The sequence below is a fragment of the Streptosporangium saharense genome, from assembly GCF_014203715.1.
GTDB lineage: Bacteria > Actinomycetota > Actinomycetes > Streptosporangiales > Streptosporangiaceae > Streptosporangium > Streptosporangium saharense.
The window spans coordinates 1,702,123-1,714,586 of record NZ_JACHJP010000001.1 but is presented as its reverse complement, the minus strand read 5'-3'; the positions used below and the strand labels follow the sequence as shown (position 1 = coordinate 1,714,586).

The window sequence follows — 12,464 nt, the reverse complement described above, 5'->3', positions numbered from 1 at the left end:
CGGGCCTGCCGGGAGGGTCCACCGGGATCAGGCCCAGAGCTGGCCTTCGAGGCGTTCCTCGGCCTCGTCCAGGGTGCCTTCGTAGGCTCCGGTCGAGAGGTACTTCCAGCCGCCGTCGGCCACCACGAACACGATGTCCGCGCGCTCACCCGCCTTGACGGCCTTGGTCGCCATGCCCAGCGCCCCGTGCAGGGCGGCACCGGTCGAGACGCCCGCGAAGATGCCCTCGGTCGAGAGCAGCTCCCTGGTCCGCCGCAGCGCGTCCCCCGAGGAGACGGAGTAGCGGGTGGTCAGGACGTCGGGGTCGTAGAGCTCGGGGATGAACCCCTCGTCCACGTTGCGCAGGCCGTACACCAGCTCGCCGTAACGCGGCTCGGCGGCCACGATCTTCACGTCGGGGACGCGCTCGCGCAGGAAGCGGCCGACGCCCATCAGGGTGCCGGTGGTGCCGAGGCCCGCGACGAAGTGGGTGACGGACGGCAGGTCCTCAAGGATCTCCGGTCCCGTCGACTCGTAGTGGGAGCGCCAGTTGGCCGGGTTGCCGTACTGGTAGAGCATCACCCACTCGGGGTTCTCCGCCGCCAGGCCCTTGGCGACCCGTACGGCCTCGTTGGAGCCACCGGCGGCCGGGGAGGAGATGATCTCCGCTCCCCACATCCGCAGGAGCTGACGACGCTCGTCCGAGGTGTTCTCCGGCATCACGCAGATCAGCCGGTAGCCCTTGAGCCTGGCGGACATCGCCAGTGAGATGCCCGTGTTGCCACTGGTGGGTTCGAGGATCGTGCAGCCGGGCCGCAGCAGCCCGTCCTTCTCGGCCTGCTCGATCATCCACAGCGCCGGGCGGTCCTTGATCGAGCCCGTCGGATTGCGGTCCTCAAGCTTGGCCCAGATCCGCACGTCCTGTGAGGGGGAGAGTCGGGGCAGGCCGACCAGGGGGGTCCGGCCGACCGAGTCGATCAGTGAGTCAAAGCGCATGGTGTAGGGCTTCCGCCTCGTGTTAACAAACCAGAAACATCGGCGTGGGCCACCACCGGTCCCGATGGTGGCCCGTACACCGCTACCGGGAGCCGCCGGCCACGGCCGGAAGAACGGTGACCGTGTCGCCGTCGGCGACGGGGGTCTCCAGACCGCCCAGGAAGCGGACGTCCTCGTCGTTGAGGTAGACGTTCACGAAACGGCGCAGCGCGCCCTTGTCGACCAGGCGGTCCTTCAGCCCGGGGTGCCGGGAGTCCAGGTCGCCGATCAGCTCCTCCAGCGTCGCGCCCTTGGCGTCAACGGCCTTGGCACCGTCGGTGAAGGTGCGCAGGATGGTCGGAATGCGAACCTCGATGGCCATCGCGGGTCAGTCTCCTTGTGTCGTCTGCTGTCGTCGGGGAGGGCGTCCACCGGTTCGGAACACCGGCGGGCACGGGGGGATTCCGGAGGGAGCTCCGGAACTGTCTTCAGCGACAGTCGTAGACGACGACGGAGGGGGTGTGCGCGAACAGGAAGTTCTGCACGGGCGCGAGACCCGCGTGCCTGGCCCACGCACCGGGACGTGAGAGCACGACGTCCTCCTGGCTCGGGTCGGCGGTCATCATGACCGCAGTCTACCCAACGGGCTTTTCCTCCCCACGGCCGTGTCACCCCCGGAAACGCCGGTCACGCTGGGACGATCTTGACCTCTTCCTCCGTCACCACGCCCTCAAGGATGCGGTACGACCGGAACTCGGCCTCCTCCCCCAGCTCCTCGCGGGTGGAGACCAGCACGTAGTGGGCGTTGGGCTCCGAGGCGTAGCTGATGTCGGTGCGCGAGGGGTAGGCCTCGGTCGAGGTGTGGGAGTGGTAGATGACCACCGGCTCCTCGTCGAGGTCGTCCATCTCGCGCCAGACGCGTAGCTGCTCCAGCGAGTCGAAGCGGTAGAACGTCGGCGACCGCTCGGCGTTGGCCATCGCGACGAACCGCCGCGGGGAGTCCGCGCCGATCGGCCCGGCGATCACGCCGCAGGCCTCGTCCGGATGGTCGGCCCGCGCATGCGCGATGATCTTGTCAACCAGTTCCCGCGAGATCGTGAGCATGTCTGGAAGTTACCAAAGGGCGTGGACCAGGGTCTCCTGGAGGTAGGTCAGCCAGTCGTACAGGACGAGGACCGGATAACGGGGGTCATCCTCACGCATCCCGGCCAGCTCGTCGTGGACCTCCTCGGTCACCTCAAGCCGGGTGCCGAGGACCAGCCGGATGTCGTTCAGGGCGCGCATCCAGGCCTGCGCCTGCTCCTTGGTGAGTTCGACGTGGCCGTGCTCGACGCTGTCGAGCACGATCTTGGCGTCGGCCCGCTTGCCCTCGCGCAGGGTCGTCTCGGTGTAGCGGCGGAAGTCGGCCGCCTGCTCCGTGTCCTCGTAGGCCGAGGGGAAGAGCCTGGCGAGCACCGGGTCGTCCGGCTTCTCCGAGGGGCCGATGCCCAGCGCGCGCTCAAGCGGGTCGTCCCCCGTCTCGCCCGGTTCGACCAGGTCCAGCGTGTGGGAGGCCAGCGATCTCAGGATGGAGACCTCGGCCTCGTCGAAGGTCGTGACGACCCCGCCCTCACGGCCCCGGCTGAATCCGGAACTCACCGTTCGCTCACCACTTTCACTCGTCCCGCCGAGGGGTACCCGGGCATCCTCACACACCCCGACACCGTCGGGGCTGGTCACCTGGAGCCGTCGGACGGCCGCACTCACGAGTCCTGCTGCAGGGTGGCCCACAGCCCGTAGGAGTGCATGATCTGCACGTCGCGTTCCATCTCCTCGCGCGTGCCGCTCGACACCACCGCCTTGCCCTTGTGGTGCACGTCCAGCATCAGCTTCTCCGCCTTCTCCTTGGAGTAACCGAAGACGGACTGGAAGACATAGGTGACATAGGACATCAGGTTGACCGGGTCGTTCCAGACGATCGTCAACCATGGCCGATCGGGTCGCACGTCGATCGACGGACGCTCAACCTCCATTGGAGCAGTGCTACCCACGTACACCAGTCTGCCCTAACTCGGGCTTAGTCTTCGACTCGTGAGTACGAGCATGAGCAGCGCGCTGCTGACAGATCACTACGAGTTGACGATGCTGCAGGCGGCGCTGCGCGGCGGGGTCGCCTTCCGGAAGGCGACGTTCGAGGTGTTCGCCAGGCACCTACCCGACGGACGGCGCTACGGGGTGGTCGCGGGCACCGGGCGCCTGCTCGACGCGCTGCGCGACTTCCGCTTCGGCGAGCGGGAGCTGGCCTTCCTGCGGGAGAACCGGGTGGTGGACGAGCCCACGCTGGAGTTCCTGTCCGGCTACCGCTTCTCCGGCGACGTGTACGGCTACCGCGAGGGCGAGTGCTACTTCCCCGGCTCCCCCATCCTGACCGTCGAGGGCACCTTCGCCGAGGCCGTCCTCCTGGAGACCGTGATCCTGTCGATCCTCAACCACGACTGCGCGATCGCCTCCGCCGCCTCCCGCATGGTCCACGCCGCCGGGTCGCGGCCGATCATCGAGATGGGCTCGCGGCGCACCCACGAGATGGCCGCCGTCGCCGCCGCGCGGGCCGCCTACCTGAGCGGGTTCGGCTCCTCCTCCAACCTCATGGCGGGCCACCTGTACGGCGTGCCGACCGCGGGGACCGCCGCCCACGCCTTCACGCTGCTCCACGACTCGGAGAAGGCGGCCTTCCAGGCCCAGATCGACTCCCTCGGCGCCGGAACCACCCTGCTGGTCGACACCTACGACGTGGCCGAGGCCGTACGGACCGGTGTCGAGCTTGCGGGACCCGACCTGGGGGCGGTCCGCCTCGACTCGGGCGACCTGGCCGAGGTCGCCTACGCGGTCCGCGCCCAGCTCGACGAACTGGGCGCCCACAAGACCCGGATCATCGTCACCAGCGACCTCGACGAGTACACCATCGCCGCGCTGGCCGCCGCCCCCGTGGACGGCTACGGCGTCGGCACCTCGCTGGTCACCGGCTCGGGGGCGCCGACTGCGGCCCTGGTCTACAAGCTCGTGGCCAGGCAGGACGAGGAGGGCGTCATGCGCCCGGTGGCCAAGCGGTCGGTCGGCAAGCCGAGCCGGGGCGGCCGCAAGTACGCCTTCAGGAGGCTGGACGGGTCGGGCACCGCCGAGGCCGAGCTGGTGACCGTCTCCGGTGACCGGCCCGAAGGCGTCCGGCCCGAAGGCGACCGGCCCGGCGGCATCCGCCCGCTGCAGGCGGAGCTGGTGCGCGGCGGGGAGATCGTGGGCGCCGAGCCGCTTGAGGCCGCCAGGGAGCGGCACCGGCGCTCCGTCGCCGAGCTGCCCGCCACGGCCCGTCAGCTCGCCAGGGGCTACGAGGCCATCCCGACCGTCTTCGACGAGTGAACCCGGCCTGTCGGGCACGGCGGCGGACGTGTTTGACTGGCCCCATGGCAACCGCGCTGATCATCGTCGATGTCCAGAACGACTTCTGCGAGGGCGGCAGCCTCGCGGTCGGCGGCGGCGCCGAGGTCGCCGCCGCCATCTCCCGGCACGCCGCCTCGCACGACTACGACCACGTCGTGGCCACCCGTGACTTCCACGTCGATCCCGGTGACCACTTCTCCGCGGCCCCCGACTACGTGAACTCCTGGCCCGTGCACTGCGTGGTGGGGACCCCCGGCGCCGACTTCCACCCCGCCTTCGACACCGCCAAGGTCGAGGAGGTGTTCAGCAAGGGCGCCCACGCCGCCGCCTACAGCGGTTTCGAGGGCAGCGCCGCCGACGGCACGAGCCTGGCCGACTGGCTGGCCGCAAGGGGGGTCGACGCGGTCGACGTCGTGGGCATCGCCACCGACCACTGCGTGCGCGCCACCGCCCTCGACGCGGCCCGCGAGGGGCTGGCCGTACGGGTGCTGCTGGATCTGACCGCGGGAGTCGCCAGGCAGACGACCGAGGCGGCCCTCGACCAGCTCAGGGCCTCGGGGGCCGTCCTCACCGGCGAACCCGTGCTCCCCTGACGCCTCCCGTTTGCGCCCACAGACGGGTCATAGAGAGGCCAAAGGCCACCGCCGCCCGGCGCGACAGGAGTAGTTACGGAGAGTCGTATCCCCGTGACATCCGGTGGTGATCTCCCATGCTCCTGCTCGGCTTCTCGTGGCTCGTCCTGGCTCCGCTCGGCCTGTGGCTGGTGATGCGGGGCCGTGGCTCGGCCCGGGTCGGGGGCGCGTTCGCGCTGGTCGGCCTTGAGGCGACCACGTTCCTGGTCAGCGGCCCCTCCCTGGGCAGGCCGTCGATCCCGCTCGAACGCCCCGCCGCCCTGTCCGCCACACCCTCGACGCCATCCTCGGCGCCGTCGCCCGTCCCGCCCGTCTCCCCGTTCACGCCGCCCGGCTGGCCCTCGCCGACGCCGCTGCCCTCCTCGGCGACCTACCCGGCCCCCTCGGCCTCCCCGAAGCCGGCCTCCCCGAAGAGGCCCGCGGGACCCCTGAGGGCCGCGAGGAGGGCGTCCGCGCCCTGCCGTCTGACGCTGGTCAGCGTGATCGCTGCGTGGCCCACTGGCGGATCTTGCCGATCCGTTCCTGGACCTGCTCGGCGGTCGCCTGCGCGATAGCCGGGCCGCCGCAGGCCCTGCGCAGCTCGGCGTGGATGACGCCGTGGGGCTGGCCGGTGCGGTGGTTCCAGGCGCCGACCAGGCCGTTGAGCTCGCGGCGCAGGTTGGCGATGAGCTCGTGCGGAGCGACCTGCGGCTCCTTGGGCTCGGGAGCGGCACGCTTGGCCTTCAGCTGGTCGGACTGCCGCTTGCTCAGCAGCGTGCGCACCTGGTCGGGCTCCAGCAGGCCGGGCAGGCCGATGAAGTCCTCCTCCTCGGGGGAGCCGGGTTCGGCGCCGGTGCCGAACTCACCGCCGTCGAAGAGGACCCGGTCGAAGGTCGCGACCGCCTCAAGCGTCTCGAAGGGCAGCTCGTCGCCGACGACGTCGGGGTTGTCCTTCTTGCGCTGGGCGTCCTCAAGCAGGGAGTCGTCCAGGCCGTCCTCGGGCGGCTTGCGGTCGAGGACGTGGTCGCGCTCGGCCTCCATCTCCCCGGCCAGCCCCATCAGGGTCGGCACCGAGGGCAGGAAGACCGAGGCCGTCTCACCGCGTTTGCGCGCCCGCACGAAACGGCCGACGGCCTGGGCGAAGAACAGCGGCGTGGAGGTGCTGGTCGCGTAGACGCCGACGGCCAGGCGCGGGATGTCCACGCCCTCGGAGACCATCCGCACCGCGACCAGCCAGCGGTCCTGGGAGGCCGAGAACTGCTTGATCTTCTTGGAGGCCTCGGGGTCGTCGGAGAGCACGACCGTGGCGCCCTCCCCGGTGATCGTGCGGATGTGCCTGGCGTAGGCGCGGGCCGTCTCGTGGTCGGTCGCGATGACCAGGCCCCCGGCGTCGGGAACGCCCCTGCGCACCTCGGTCAGGCGCCGGTCGGCGGCGTGCAGCACCTGCCGGATCCAGTCGCCCTTGGGGTCGAGGGCCGCCTTCCACGCCTGGCCGAGCTGGTCCTTGGTCAGCGGCGTGCCCAGCGTCGCGGCGATCTCGTCGCCCGCGCGGGTCCGCCAGCGCATCTCCCCCGAGTAGGCCAGGAAGATCACCGGCCGGACGACGCCGTCGGCCAGGGCCGGGCCGTAGCCGTAGGAGTAGTCGGAGACGCTGCGCCGTACGCCCTCGCCGTCCTCGGCGTAGGTGACGAACGGGATCGGGTTGATGTCGGACCTGAACGGGGTGCCCGTCAGGGCCAGGCGCCTGGTCGCGGGCTCGAACGCCTCGCGCACGCCGTCACCCCAGGACTTCGCGTCACCGGCGTGGTGGATCTCGTCGAAGATGACCAGGGTCTTGCGCGCCTCGGTCCTGGCGCGGTGCAGCGCCGGGTGCATCGAGATCTGGGCGTAGGTGACGGCGACCCCGAGGTAGTCGCGGGAGGTCGCCCCCTGGCTGTTCTTGAACTCGGGGTCGATGGCGATGCCGACCCGGGAGGCGGCGTCGGCCCACTGTTGCTTGAGATGCTCGGTCGGTGTGACGATCGTCACAGCCCGGATGATCCCCCGCGAGAGCAGCTCACTGACGATGCGCAGCGCGAAGGTGGTCTTGCCCGCACCCGGCGTGGCGACCGCGAGAAAGTCACGCGGCTCACGGCTGAGGTACAGGTCAAGCGCCTCCTGCTGCCACGCGCGCAGCTTCGGCGCGGTGCCCCAGGCGGCACGGTCCGGAAACGAGGGGGACAGGTGGGAGGCGGCGAAAGTGCTCACAGTGTCATCAGGGTAATCGCCGTCACCGTCAAGACGTGCCGATCGGGCGAGATCCTCGTCAAGGTCGTCTCCGCGTGCTAAGGGCCTTCGCATCCGGATACGGCGCGCCACCCGGCCGCCCCCCGCCGCCCCGCCCACGCCCCTCCCCGGCGCCAACCGGCCGCTCCCCCACCCGCCGTCACGCCCTGACGCCCCGGTCCTAACGGAGTTCGGAGATCACCTTGTCGATCACGCCGCGAAGGCGCGGATCGTCGGGCTGGGCGACGCCGACCACGACGACGGGCCGTCCGCCCTTGCCGGTGAGCAGGACCAGTCTGAGGTAGGCGGGCCGGTTGACGACGTCGTGGTACTCGGCGCGCAGGGACCGGCTGCGTCCGCTCCGCCCGCCGACGGTGACCGCCCTGTCCTCGACGACCTTGACCTTGTCGCCGTGGAGCAGCAGCCTGCCGTACAGGTCGGCCAGGTCGGCGGCCGTCCCGGCGAGGTCGTCGCCGGGCTCGGCGGGCCCGGTCATGACCGTCACTGTGCCCTCGCCGCCCTCGCCGCCCTCGCCGCCCGCGATGGAGGTGAACCCGGTGACCGGCGGCACCGCACCGACCCGCCAGCCGGAGGGCAGGGGGTACGTCACGCCCGCGACGGGGTCGCTCACCACGGCGGGCCTGGAGGCGGCCTTGGCGTCGGCGGGGACCTGCCGCAGCAGGAGCGGGGGGAGCAGCACGGCGACGGCGAAGCCGACCGCGAGCCCGGCGATCGCCGCGACCGTCCCGACGAGCAGGCGCCGCAGCCGTCCGGCCCTGCTGGGCGGCGGGGCCACCGGCGAGCCGTACCAGCGGGCCGAGGGCGGCAGCTCGTCCTGGGGGGAGTCGTCGTCGCTGAGCGGCCAGGGGCGGTGGACCTCCCAGACCGACTCCTCGGGCCAGATGCCCTCCTCCCGCCGCGCCCTGCCCTGGCGCCGTGCCCGTCCGCGCCTCCAGAACGCCCAGGGGTGGGGGGTCTCGCCCCGGAACTCCTCGGAGGTCCAGCCCCGCAGGTCTCCTTCGTCGGTCTCCTCGGAGACCCAGCCGGACCCGGCGCCGTCCACGGGCTTCTCCGGCGGCTCGGGCTCGGTGGGCTCCGTGGGGTCCCACATCGAGGCCCGGTGCTGGGCGTGCCCCTCAGGCGGCCGTGTCCCGTGCGGGTCCTGCACGGGCGACCACACCAGGTGGTCCCCGTCCTCGGGTCCCGCACCGGCGTGGCCGAACGACCCGGGCACCCCGGACAGCCCCGGCGGCCCCGTCCCGGAGCCCGCCTCGGAGGGCGTCTCGGTCTCGCGGGGCTCGTCGGGAGGGTCACAGGTGGGGGCGGCGTAGACGCGGGTCCTGGGGGCCCCGTAGGGGGGCGCGTAGGGGGCGCTCCCGCGGCGCGCGCGGCGCGGCGTGCCCTGCGGCGCGTGGGGTTCGCCGGGGGCGTCCACGGCGGGGCGCTCCGGCGGCCACGCCTGGCGAGGTCGTTCGTCCACGACGCCTGCCCTCCCGGTGGTCACGGTCCTACCGTCCTACCATGCCCGTCCTTACCCGGTCCGGCTATAGGTGATCGTCGTCACAGGGAAAACGTCCGGCTCAGGCGGCCTCCCGCATCCGGCCCGCGACGGCCACTCCCAGCAGCCCGACCGCCGCCATCAGGGCGGCGATCGTGATGTACCCGGTGGCGATGTCGTCGTGGCCGATCACGTTGATCAGCACCCCGCCGAAGCCGATCGTGAGGGCGCTGCCGAGGGTGTCCACGACCTGGAGGGCGGCGGAGTTGGCGCCCTGCTCCGCGTCGGGCGACTGGCGCATGGTGGTGACGTTGACGCTGGTCATGGCGATGCCCATGCCGAACCCCGCGACCACCCAGGCGGGCACCGCGACCCAGCCGGTCACCCCGGGCACCAGCGCGAGCAGGGTGAGCAGGATGCCCGCGGTGACCGAGGCGGCGCCGAGCCGTACGAGACGGGGGCGGTCGAACTCGCGCCTGGCCTGCAGGTAGGAGCCGGTCGTCCAGCCGAGCGCGCCGATGGTGAGCGCGGCTCCCGCCTCGATCACCGAGAAGCCGCGCACCTGGGTGAGCATCAGCGGGATGAAGGAGTTGATCCCGAAGAAGGCCGCGGAGAGCACCCCGCGCATCATCACCGTGGTCGACAGACCCCGGCCGAACAGCAGCGCCCGGCGCGGCAGCAGCCTGGGCAGGCCCGCGCCCAGCAGGACCAGACCGGCCACGGTGGCGCTCCAGCCGGTCACCGGGGTCAGGTGCAGGCGGTCCACGCCGTACAGGAGCGCACCCGCGCCCGCGGCGGTCGCGGTGGCGGCCAGGGTCATCGCCAGCGGCCTCGACCGCTCCCCCGAGCCGGAGGGGCCTGGCTCGGAACCGGCGTCGGACTCACGCGGGCGCAGCGCGGGCAGGAGCATCAGCAGGGCGGGCACGACCAGCGGCACGATGCCGTAGAAGACCCAGCGCCAGCCGACCGTCTCGGCGACGATCCCACCGAGACCGGGGCCGACCAGCGCGGGCAGCACCCAGGCGGCCGACAGCGCCGCGAAGACCTTGGGCCTGGCCTCGGGCACGTACACCCGCGCGATCATCACGTAGACCGCCACGATGACGGCCCCGCCGCCGAGCCCCTGCACGGCCCGCGCCGCGATGAAGACCTCCTTGGAGCCCGCGGCGCCCGCCAGGGCCATACCGGCCACGAACAGGCCGACCCCGAGCAGGAACGGCCAGGCGTGGCCCCTGCGGTCGGACCACAGCCCGGAGACGACGTTGGCGAACAGGCCCGCGATGAGGAAGACCGAGAAACTCATCCCGTACAGGTCGAGCGCGTCGAGGTCCTTGGAGACCGCGGGCATGACGGCGCCGACGGACATGCCCTCGAAGGCGATCAGGGTGACGACGAGCAGGATTCCGAGGGAGGCCGTGCGGTATTCCGGACCGAAGATCCGGGGGGACTGGTATGGAGCGTCAAGGGTCTTCGGTACTGTCACCCGTCAAGGGTAGTGGCCGCCTCACGACCGCGGTAAAGCGCCCATATCTCATGCATCCGGACAGCCTGTCCCGCGGTGAACTCCGACATGCAGCGATCCTGGGCGTAGTCCATGAAGTTGTGGATCGGGTCGGGCCCGCCGCCCTTGCAGGTGTCCTTGGTCACGGGACAGCCCTCGGTCGGCTGGCCCTCGGGCGGGGTGTCGTCGACCGCGTCCCCCGGCGCCTCGCAGCCGTTCTCGAAGGTGTGCAGCAGGCCCATCCAGTGGCCGATCTCGTGGACCGCGGTGAACCCCCGGTCGAAGTTGCGCAGCGAGCCCCCGGGCAGCGTCCGCCAGTCCACGACGACGCCGTCGAGCTGGGGCTCGTTGCGATACCAGTGGGGATAGGTCGAGTAGCCGAGCACGAGCTGGCCGAGCTGGGCGACGTAGAGGTTGAGGGTCTCCGGACCGCCCCTGCGCAGCTGCTTGATCGGCCGTTCGTAGGCGAGCGGGCTGCGGAACCAGGCCGGGTTGTCGGTCCTGGTGATGCCTTCGAGCCGGAAGCGGACCCCGGTGTCCGCGCCGCCGTACCGGCCTCCGTAGGCGGAGTTGAGGGCGGCGACCTGCGCGCGCACCGCGCCGTCCTGCGCCCCGAGGGCGCCGTCGGCGATGACGTGCACCCAGGTGGGGACGGTGATGGCCGTGACGGGGACGCGCCGCGCCCTCGACCGGCGCTGCGCGAGGTCGGCGAGCATCTCGGCGACCTGCGTCGGCCCCGGGGCGTACGGCTCGGCCCCCCGGCCTGGGAGCGCTCCCCGTGTGCCCGCCGTACAGCTCCGCGCGCCCACGGCTGCCGCCGCGGCGGGGAGTCCGGGCAGGGCGCCCGCGGTGAACAGGCACGCCGAGACGACGGCGATCGCACGCCGAGCCATGCACTCCCCCGAGATGTCACGTTCGCTGGCCGTCAACCGCCAGGCGGTGACATCCCGACCGTAACCTCAACGGCGGCGATCACCCATCAGCAACACTCACTCGTCGCCGCTGTTGTCCTCGCCCTTCGGGAGACCCTCGTAGATCTCCTTGCACTCGGGGCAGACCGGGAACTTCTGCGGGTCCCGGTTCGGCACCCAGATCTTGCCGCAGATCGCGCGCACCGGGGTGCCGGTGAACGCGCTCTCCATGATCTTGTCTTTCTCGACGTAGTGGGCGAACCGCTCGTGGTCGCCGTCACCGAACGAGAGATCGGGACGGATGTCGCTCTCAGTCTCAGGGAGAATTTTCGTGCTCACCCTGACGATTTTATGCCCGGGTTGCCGCGATCCAGGATCCGGCGCACCCCGTTTCTCCCAAAGACCCCCTCCGGGGCGTGGAGTCTGCATGAACCGCCCCAAACAGGGAAGGGCAGTCCGGATGCTTCAGGCCCGGAAAACAGGAAGGGAGGCCATGATGCCCGACCACCACGGGGCGAGCGTGCTCTTCGTCGGTACCGCGACCACGCTGATCCGTTACAACGGTCTGACCCTGCTGACCGACCCCAACTTCCTGCACCGTGGCCAACGGGCCTATCTCGGCTACGGCCTGTCCTCCAGGCGGCTCACCGAGCCCGCCCTCGACGTCGGGGAGCTTCCGCCGCTGGACGGGGTGGTGCTGTCGCACACGCACGGCGACCACTGGGACCGGGTCGCCCGCGCGGGACTGGACAGGAACGTCCCGATCGTCACGACTCCGCACGCGGCCCGGCGTCTCAGGCGCCAGGGCTTCGGCCGGGCCGTCGGCCTGACCACCTGGCACGACCACGAACTGCACCACGGGGACAGTTCGGTACGGATCACCGCGCTGCCCGCGAAGCACGCGGCGCCCGTCATGGGCAGCATGCTGGAGTTCTCCGGCGCCGACGAGCGGGTGGACCTGCGGCTGCTCATCAGCGGTGACACGGTGATGGACCGCTCGCTTTCCGCGATCCCCAGGCGCTTCCCCGAGGTGGACGTGGCCATCGTGCACCTGGGCGGCACGAAGCTCCTGGGGCTGCTGAAGGTCAGCATGGACGGCGAGCAGGGCGCGCGCTGGACCCGGCTGATCGACCCGAAGATCGTCCTGCCGGTGCACCACGACGACTATCCCGTCTTCACCTCGCCGCTTGAGGACTTCCTGCGCCACGCCGAGCGCGCGGGCCTGGCCGACCGCGTGCACGTCCTCACCCGTGGCGAGACCCACACGTTGCCGGTACGGCCCCGCCCACGCATCTGAGGCGGGGCCGTAC

The 12,464-nt window shown here is 71.4% G+C and carries 16 protein-coding genes; 3 read left to right on the top strand and 13 right to left on the bottom strand.

All coding sequences use genetic code 11. The features are described from left to right. Window positions 1-27: 27 nt before the first annotated feature. The 6 genes from FHS44_RS08235 to clpS form a co-directional block, all read right to left on the bottom strand. Window positions 28-975 (bottom strand): PLP-dependent cysteine synthase family protein, encoded by a 948-nt coding sequence (locus tag FHS44_RS08235; protein WP_184713235.1) that lies wholly within the window; start codon window positions 973-975, stop codon window positions 28-30. Window positions 976-1,057: 82 nt separating this feature from the next. After that, window positions 1,058-1,336: a MoaD/ThiS family protein gene (locus FHS44_RS08230; RefSeq protein WP_184713234.1), complete on the bottom strand. Its 279-nt coding sequence runs from the start codon at window positions 1,334-1,336 to the stop codon at window positions 1,058-1,060. A gap of 106 nt (window positions 1,337-1,442) precedes the next feature. Further along, window positions 1,443-1,580 carry a hypothetical protein gene (locus FHS44_RS08225; RefSeq protein ID WP_184713233.1) on the bottom strand — a complete coding sequence of 46 codons (138 nt, stop codon included), beginning with the start codon at window positions 1,578-1,580 and terminating at the stop codon, window positions 1,443-1,445. 61 nt (window positions 1,581-1,641) lie between these two features. Then, the gene (locus tag FHS44_RS08220) at window positions 1,642-2,058 is read right to left on the bottom strand and encodes a M67 family metallopeptidase (protein WP_184713232.1); all 417 of its coding nucleotides are present in this window, start codon (window positions 2,056-2,058) and stop codon (window positions 1,642-1,644) included. Window positions 2,059-2,067: 9 nt separating this feature from the next. Then, a complete protein-coding gene (locus FHS44_RS08215; RefSeq protein WP_184713231.1) occupies window positions 2,068-2,592 on the bottom strand; it encodes a DUF2017 domain-containing protein in 525 nt (174 codons plus the stop codon). Window positions 2,593-2,696: 104 nt separating this feature from the next. Further along, entirely contained in the window at window positions 2,697-2,984 is a 288-nt protein-coding gene (clpS, locus tag FHS44_RS08210) for an ATP-dependent Clp protease adapter ClpS (protein WP_184713230.1), read from the bottom strand. 52 nt (window positions 2,985-3,036) lie between these two features. On the opposite strand from clpS, the gene FHS44_RS08205 reads away from it, so the two are divergent. Both FHS44_RS08205 and FHS44_RS08200 read left to right on the top strand, forming a co-directional pair. Further along, on the top strand, window positions 3,037-4,347 hold the full coding sequence (locus tag FHS44_RS08205) for a nicotinate phosphoribosyltransferase (RefSeq protein WP_184713496.1): 1,311 nt from the start codon (window positions 3,037-3,039) through the stop codon (window positions 4,345-4,347). 44 nt (window positions 4,348-4,391) lie between these two features. Next, the gene (locus FHS44_RS08200) at window positions 4,392-4,961 is read left to right on the top strand and encodes an isochorismatase family protein (RefSeq protein ID WP_184713229.1); all 570 of its coding nucleotides are present in this window, start codon (window positions 4,392-4,394) and stop codon (window positions 4,959-4,961) included. 73 nt (window positions 4,962-5,034) lie between these two features. On the opposite strand, the gene FHS44_RS08195 is transcribed toward FHS44_RS08200, so the two are convergent. The 7 genes from FHS44_RS08195 to FHS44_RS08170 all read right to left on the bottom strand — a co-directional run bounded on the left by FHS44_RS08195 (window position 5,035) and on the right by FHS44_RS08170 (window position 11,493). Further along, window positions 5,035-5,325 (bottom strand): hypothetical protein, encoded by a 291-nt coding sequence (locus FHS44_RS08195; protein ID WP_184713228.1) that lies wholly within the window; start codon window positions 5,323-5,325, stop codon window positions 5,035-5,037. Between the two features lie 45 nt (window positions 5,326-5,370). Continuing rightward, window positions 5,371-5,499, bottom strand: coding sequence for a hypothetical protein (locus tag FHS44_RS41675; RefSeq protein WP_281401274.1), 129 nt, complete (start codon window positions 5,497-5,499; stop codon window positions 5,371-5,373). Continuing rightward, window positions 5,475-7,226, bottom strand: coding sequence for a DEAD/DEAH box helicase (locus FHS44_RS08190; RefSeq protein WP_184713227.1), 1,752 nt, complete (start codon window positions 7,224-7,226; stop codon window positions 5,475-5,477). The genes FHS44_RS41675 and FHS44_RS08190 overlap by 25 nt, the downstream gene beginning before the upstream one ends. Window positions 7,227-7,425: 199 nt before the next feature. Continuing rightward, window positions 7,426-8,724: a hypothetical protein gene (locus FHS44_RS08185; protein WP_184713226.1), complete on the bottom strand. Its 1,299-nt coding sequence runs from the start codon at window positions 8,722-8,724 to the stop codon at window positions 7,426-7,428. Between the two features lie 100 nt (window positions 8,725-8,824). Beyond that, complete coding sequence (locus FHS44_RS08180) at window positions 8,825-10,225, bottom strand: MFS transporter (protein WP_184713225.1); 1,401 nt, start codon at window positions 10,223-10,225, stop codon at window positions 8,825-8,827. After that, complete coding sequence (locus FHS44_RS08175) at window positions 10,222-11,136, bottom strand: zinc metalloprotease (protein WP_184713224.1); 915 nt, start codon at window positions 11,134-11,136, stop codon at window positions 10,222-10,224. Before FHS44_RS08175 ends, FHS44_RS08180 begins: the two co-directional genes overlap by 4 nt. A 96-nt stretch (window positions 11,137-11,232) precedes the next feature. Beyond that, a complete protein-coding gene (locus tag FHS44_RS08170; RefSeq protein ID WP_184713223.1) occupies window positions 11,233-11,493 on the bottom strand; it encodes a DUF3039 domain-containing protein in 261 nt (86 codons plus the stop codon). A gap of 154 nt (window positions 11,494-11,647) precedes the next feature. Between FHS44_RS08170 and FHS44_RS08165 the strand changes: the two genes are divergently transcribed. Next, window positions 11,648-12,451 carry an MBL fold metallo-hydrolase gene (locus FHS44_RS08165; protein WP_246435118.1) on the top strand — a complete coding sequence of 268 codons (804 nt, stop codon included), beginning with the start codon at window positions 11,648-11,650 and terminating at the stop codon, window positions 12,449-12,451. Window positions 12,452-12,464: the final 13 nt, after the last annotated feature.

Coding starts and splice junctions, on each gene's coding strand:
- FHS44_RS08205 (WP_184713496.1), top strand. CDS start 3,037: ATGAGCAGCGCGCTGCTGACAGATCACTACGAGTTGACGATGCTGCAG.
- FHS44_RS08225 (WP_184713233.1), bottom strand. CDS start 1,580: ATGATGACCGCCGACCCGAGCCAGGAGGACGTCGTGCTCTCACGTCCC.
- FHS44_RS08220 (WP_184713232.1), bottom strand. CDS start 2,058: ATGCTCACGATCTCGCGGGAACTGGTTGACAAGATCATCGCGCATGCG.
- FHS44_RS08165 (WP_246435118.1), top strand. CDS start 11,648: ATGATGCCCGACCACCACGGGGCGAGCGTGCTCTTCGTCGGTACCGCG.
- FHS44_RS08230 (WP_184713234.1), bottom strand. CDS start 1,336: ATGGCCATCGAGGTTCGCATTCCGACCATCCTGCGCACCTTCACCGAC.
- FHS44_RS08200 (WP_184713229.1), top strand. CDS start 4,392: ATGGCAACCGCGCTGATCATCGTCGATGTCCAGAACGACTTCTGCGAG.
- FHS44_RS08175 (WP_184713224.1), bottom strand. CDS start 11,136: ATGGCTCGGCGTGCGATCGCCGTCGTCTCGGCGTGCCTGTTCACCGCG.
- FHS44_RS08235 (WP_184713235.1), bottom strand. CDS start 975: ATGCGCTTTGACTCACTGATCGACTCGGTCGGCCGGACCCCCCTGGTC.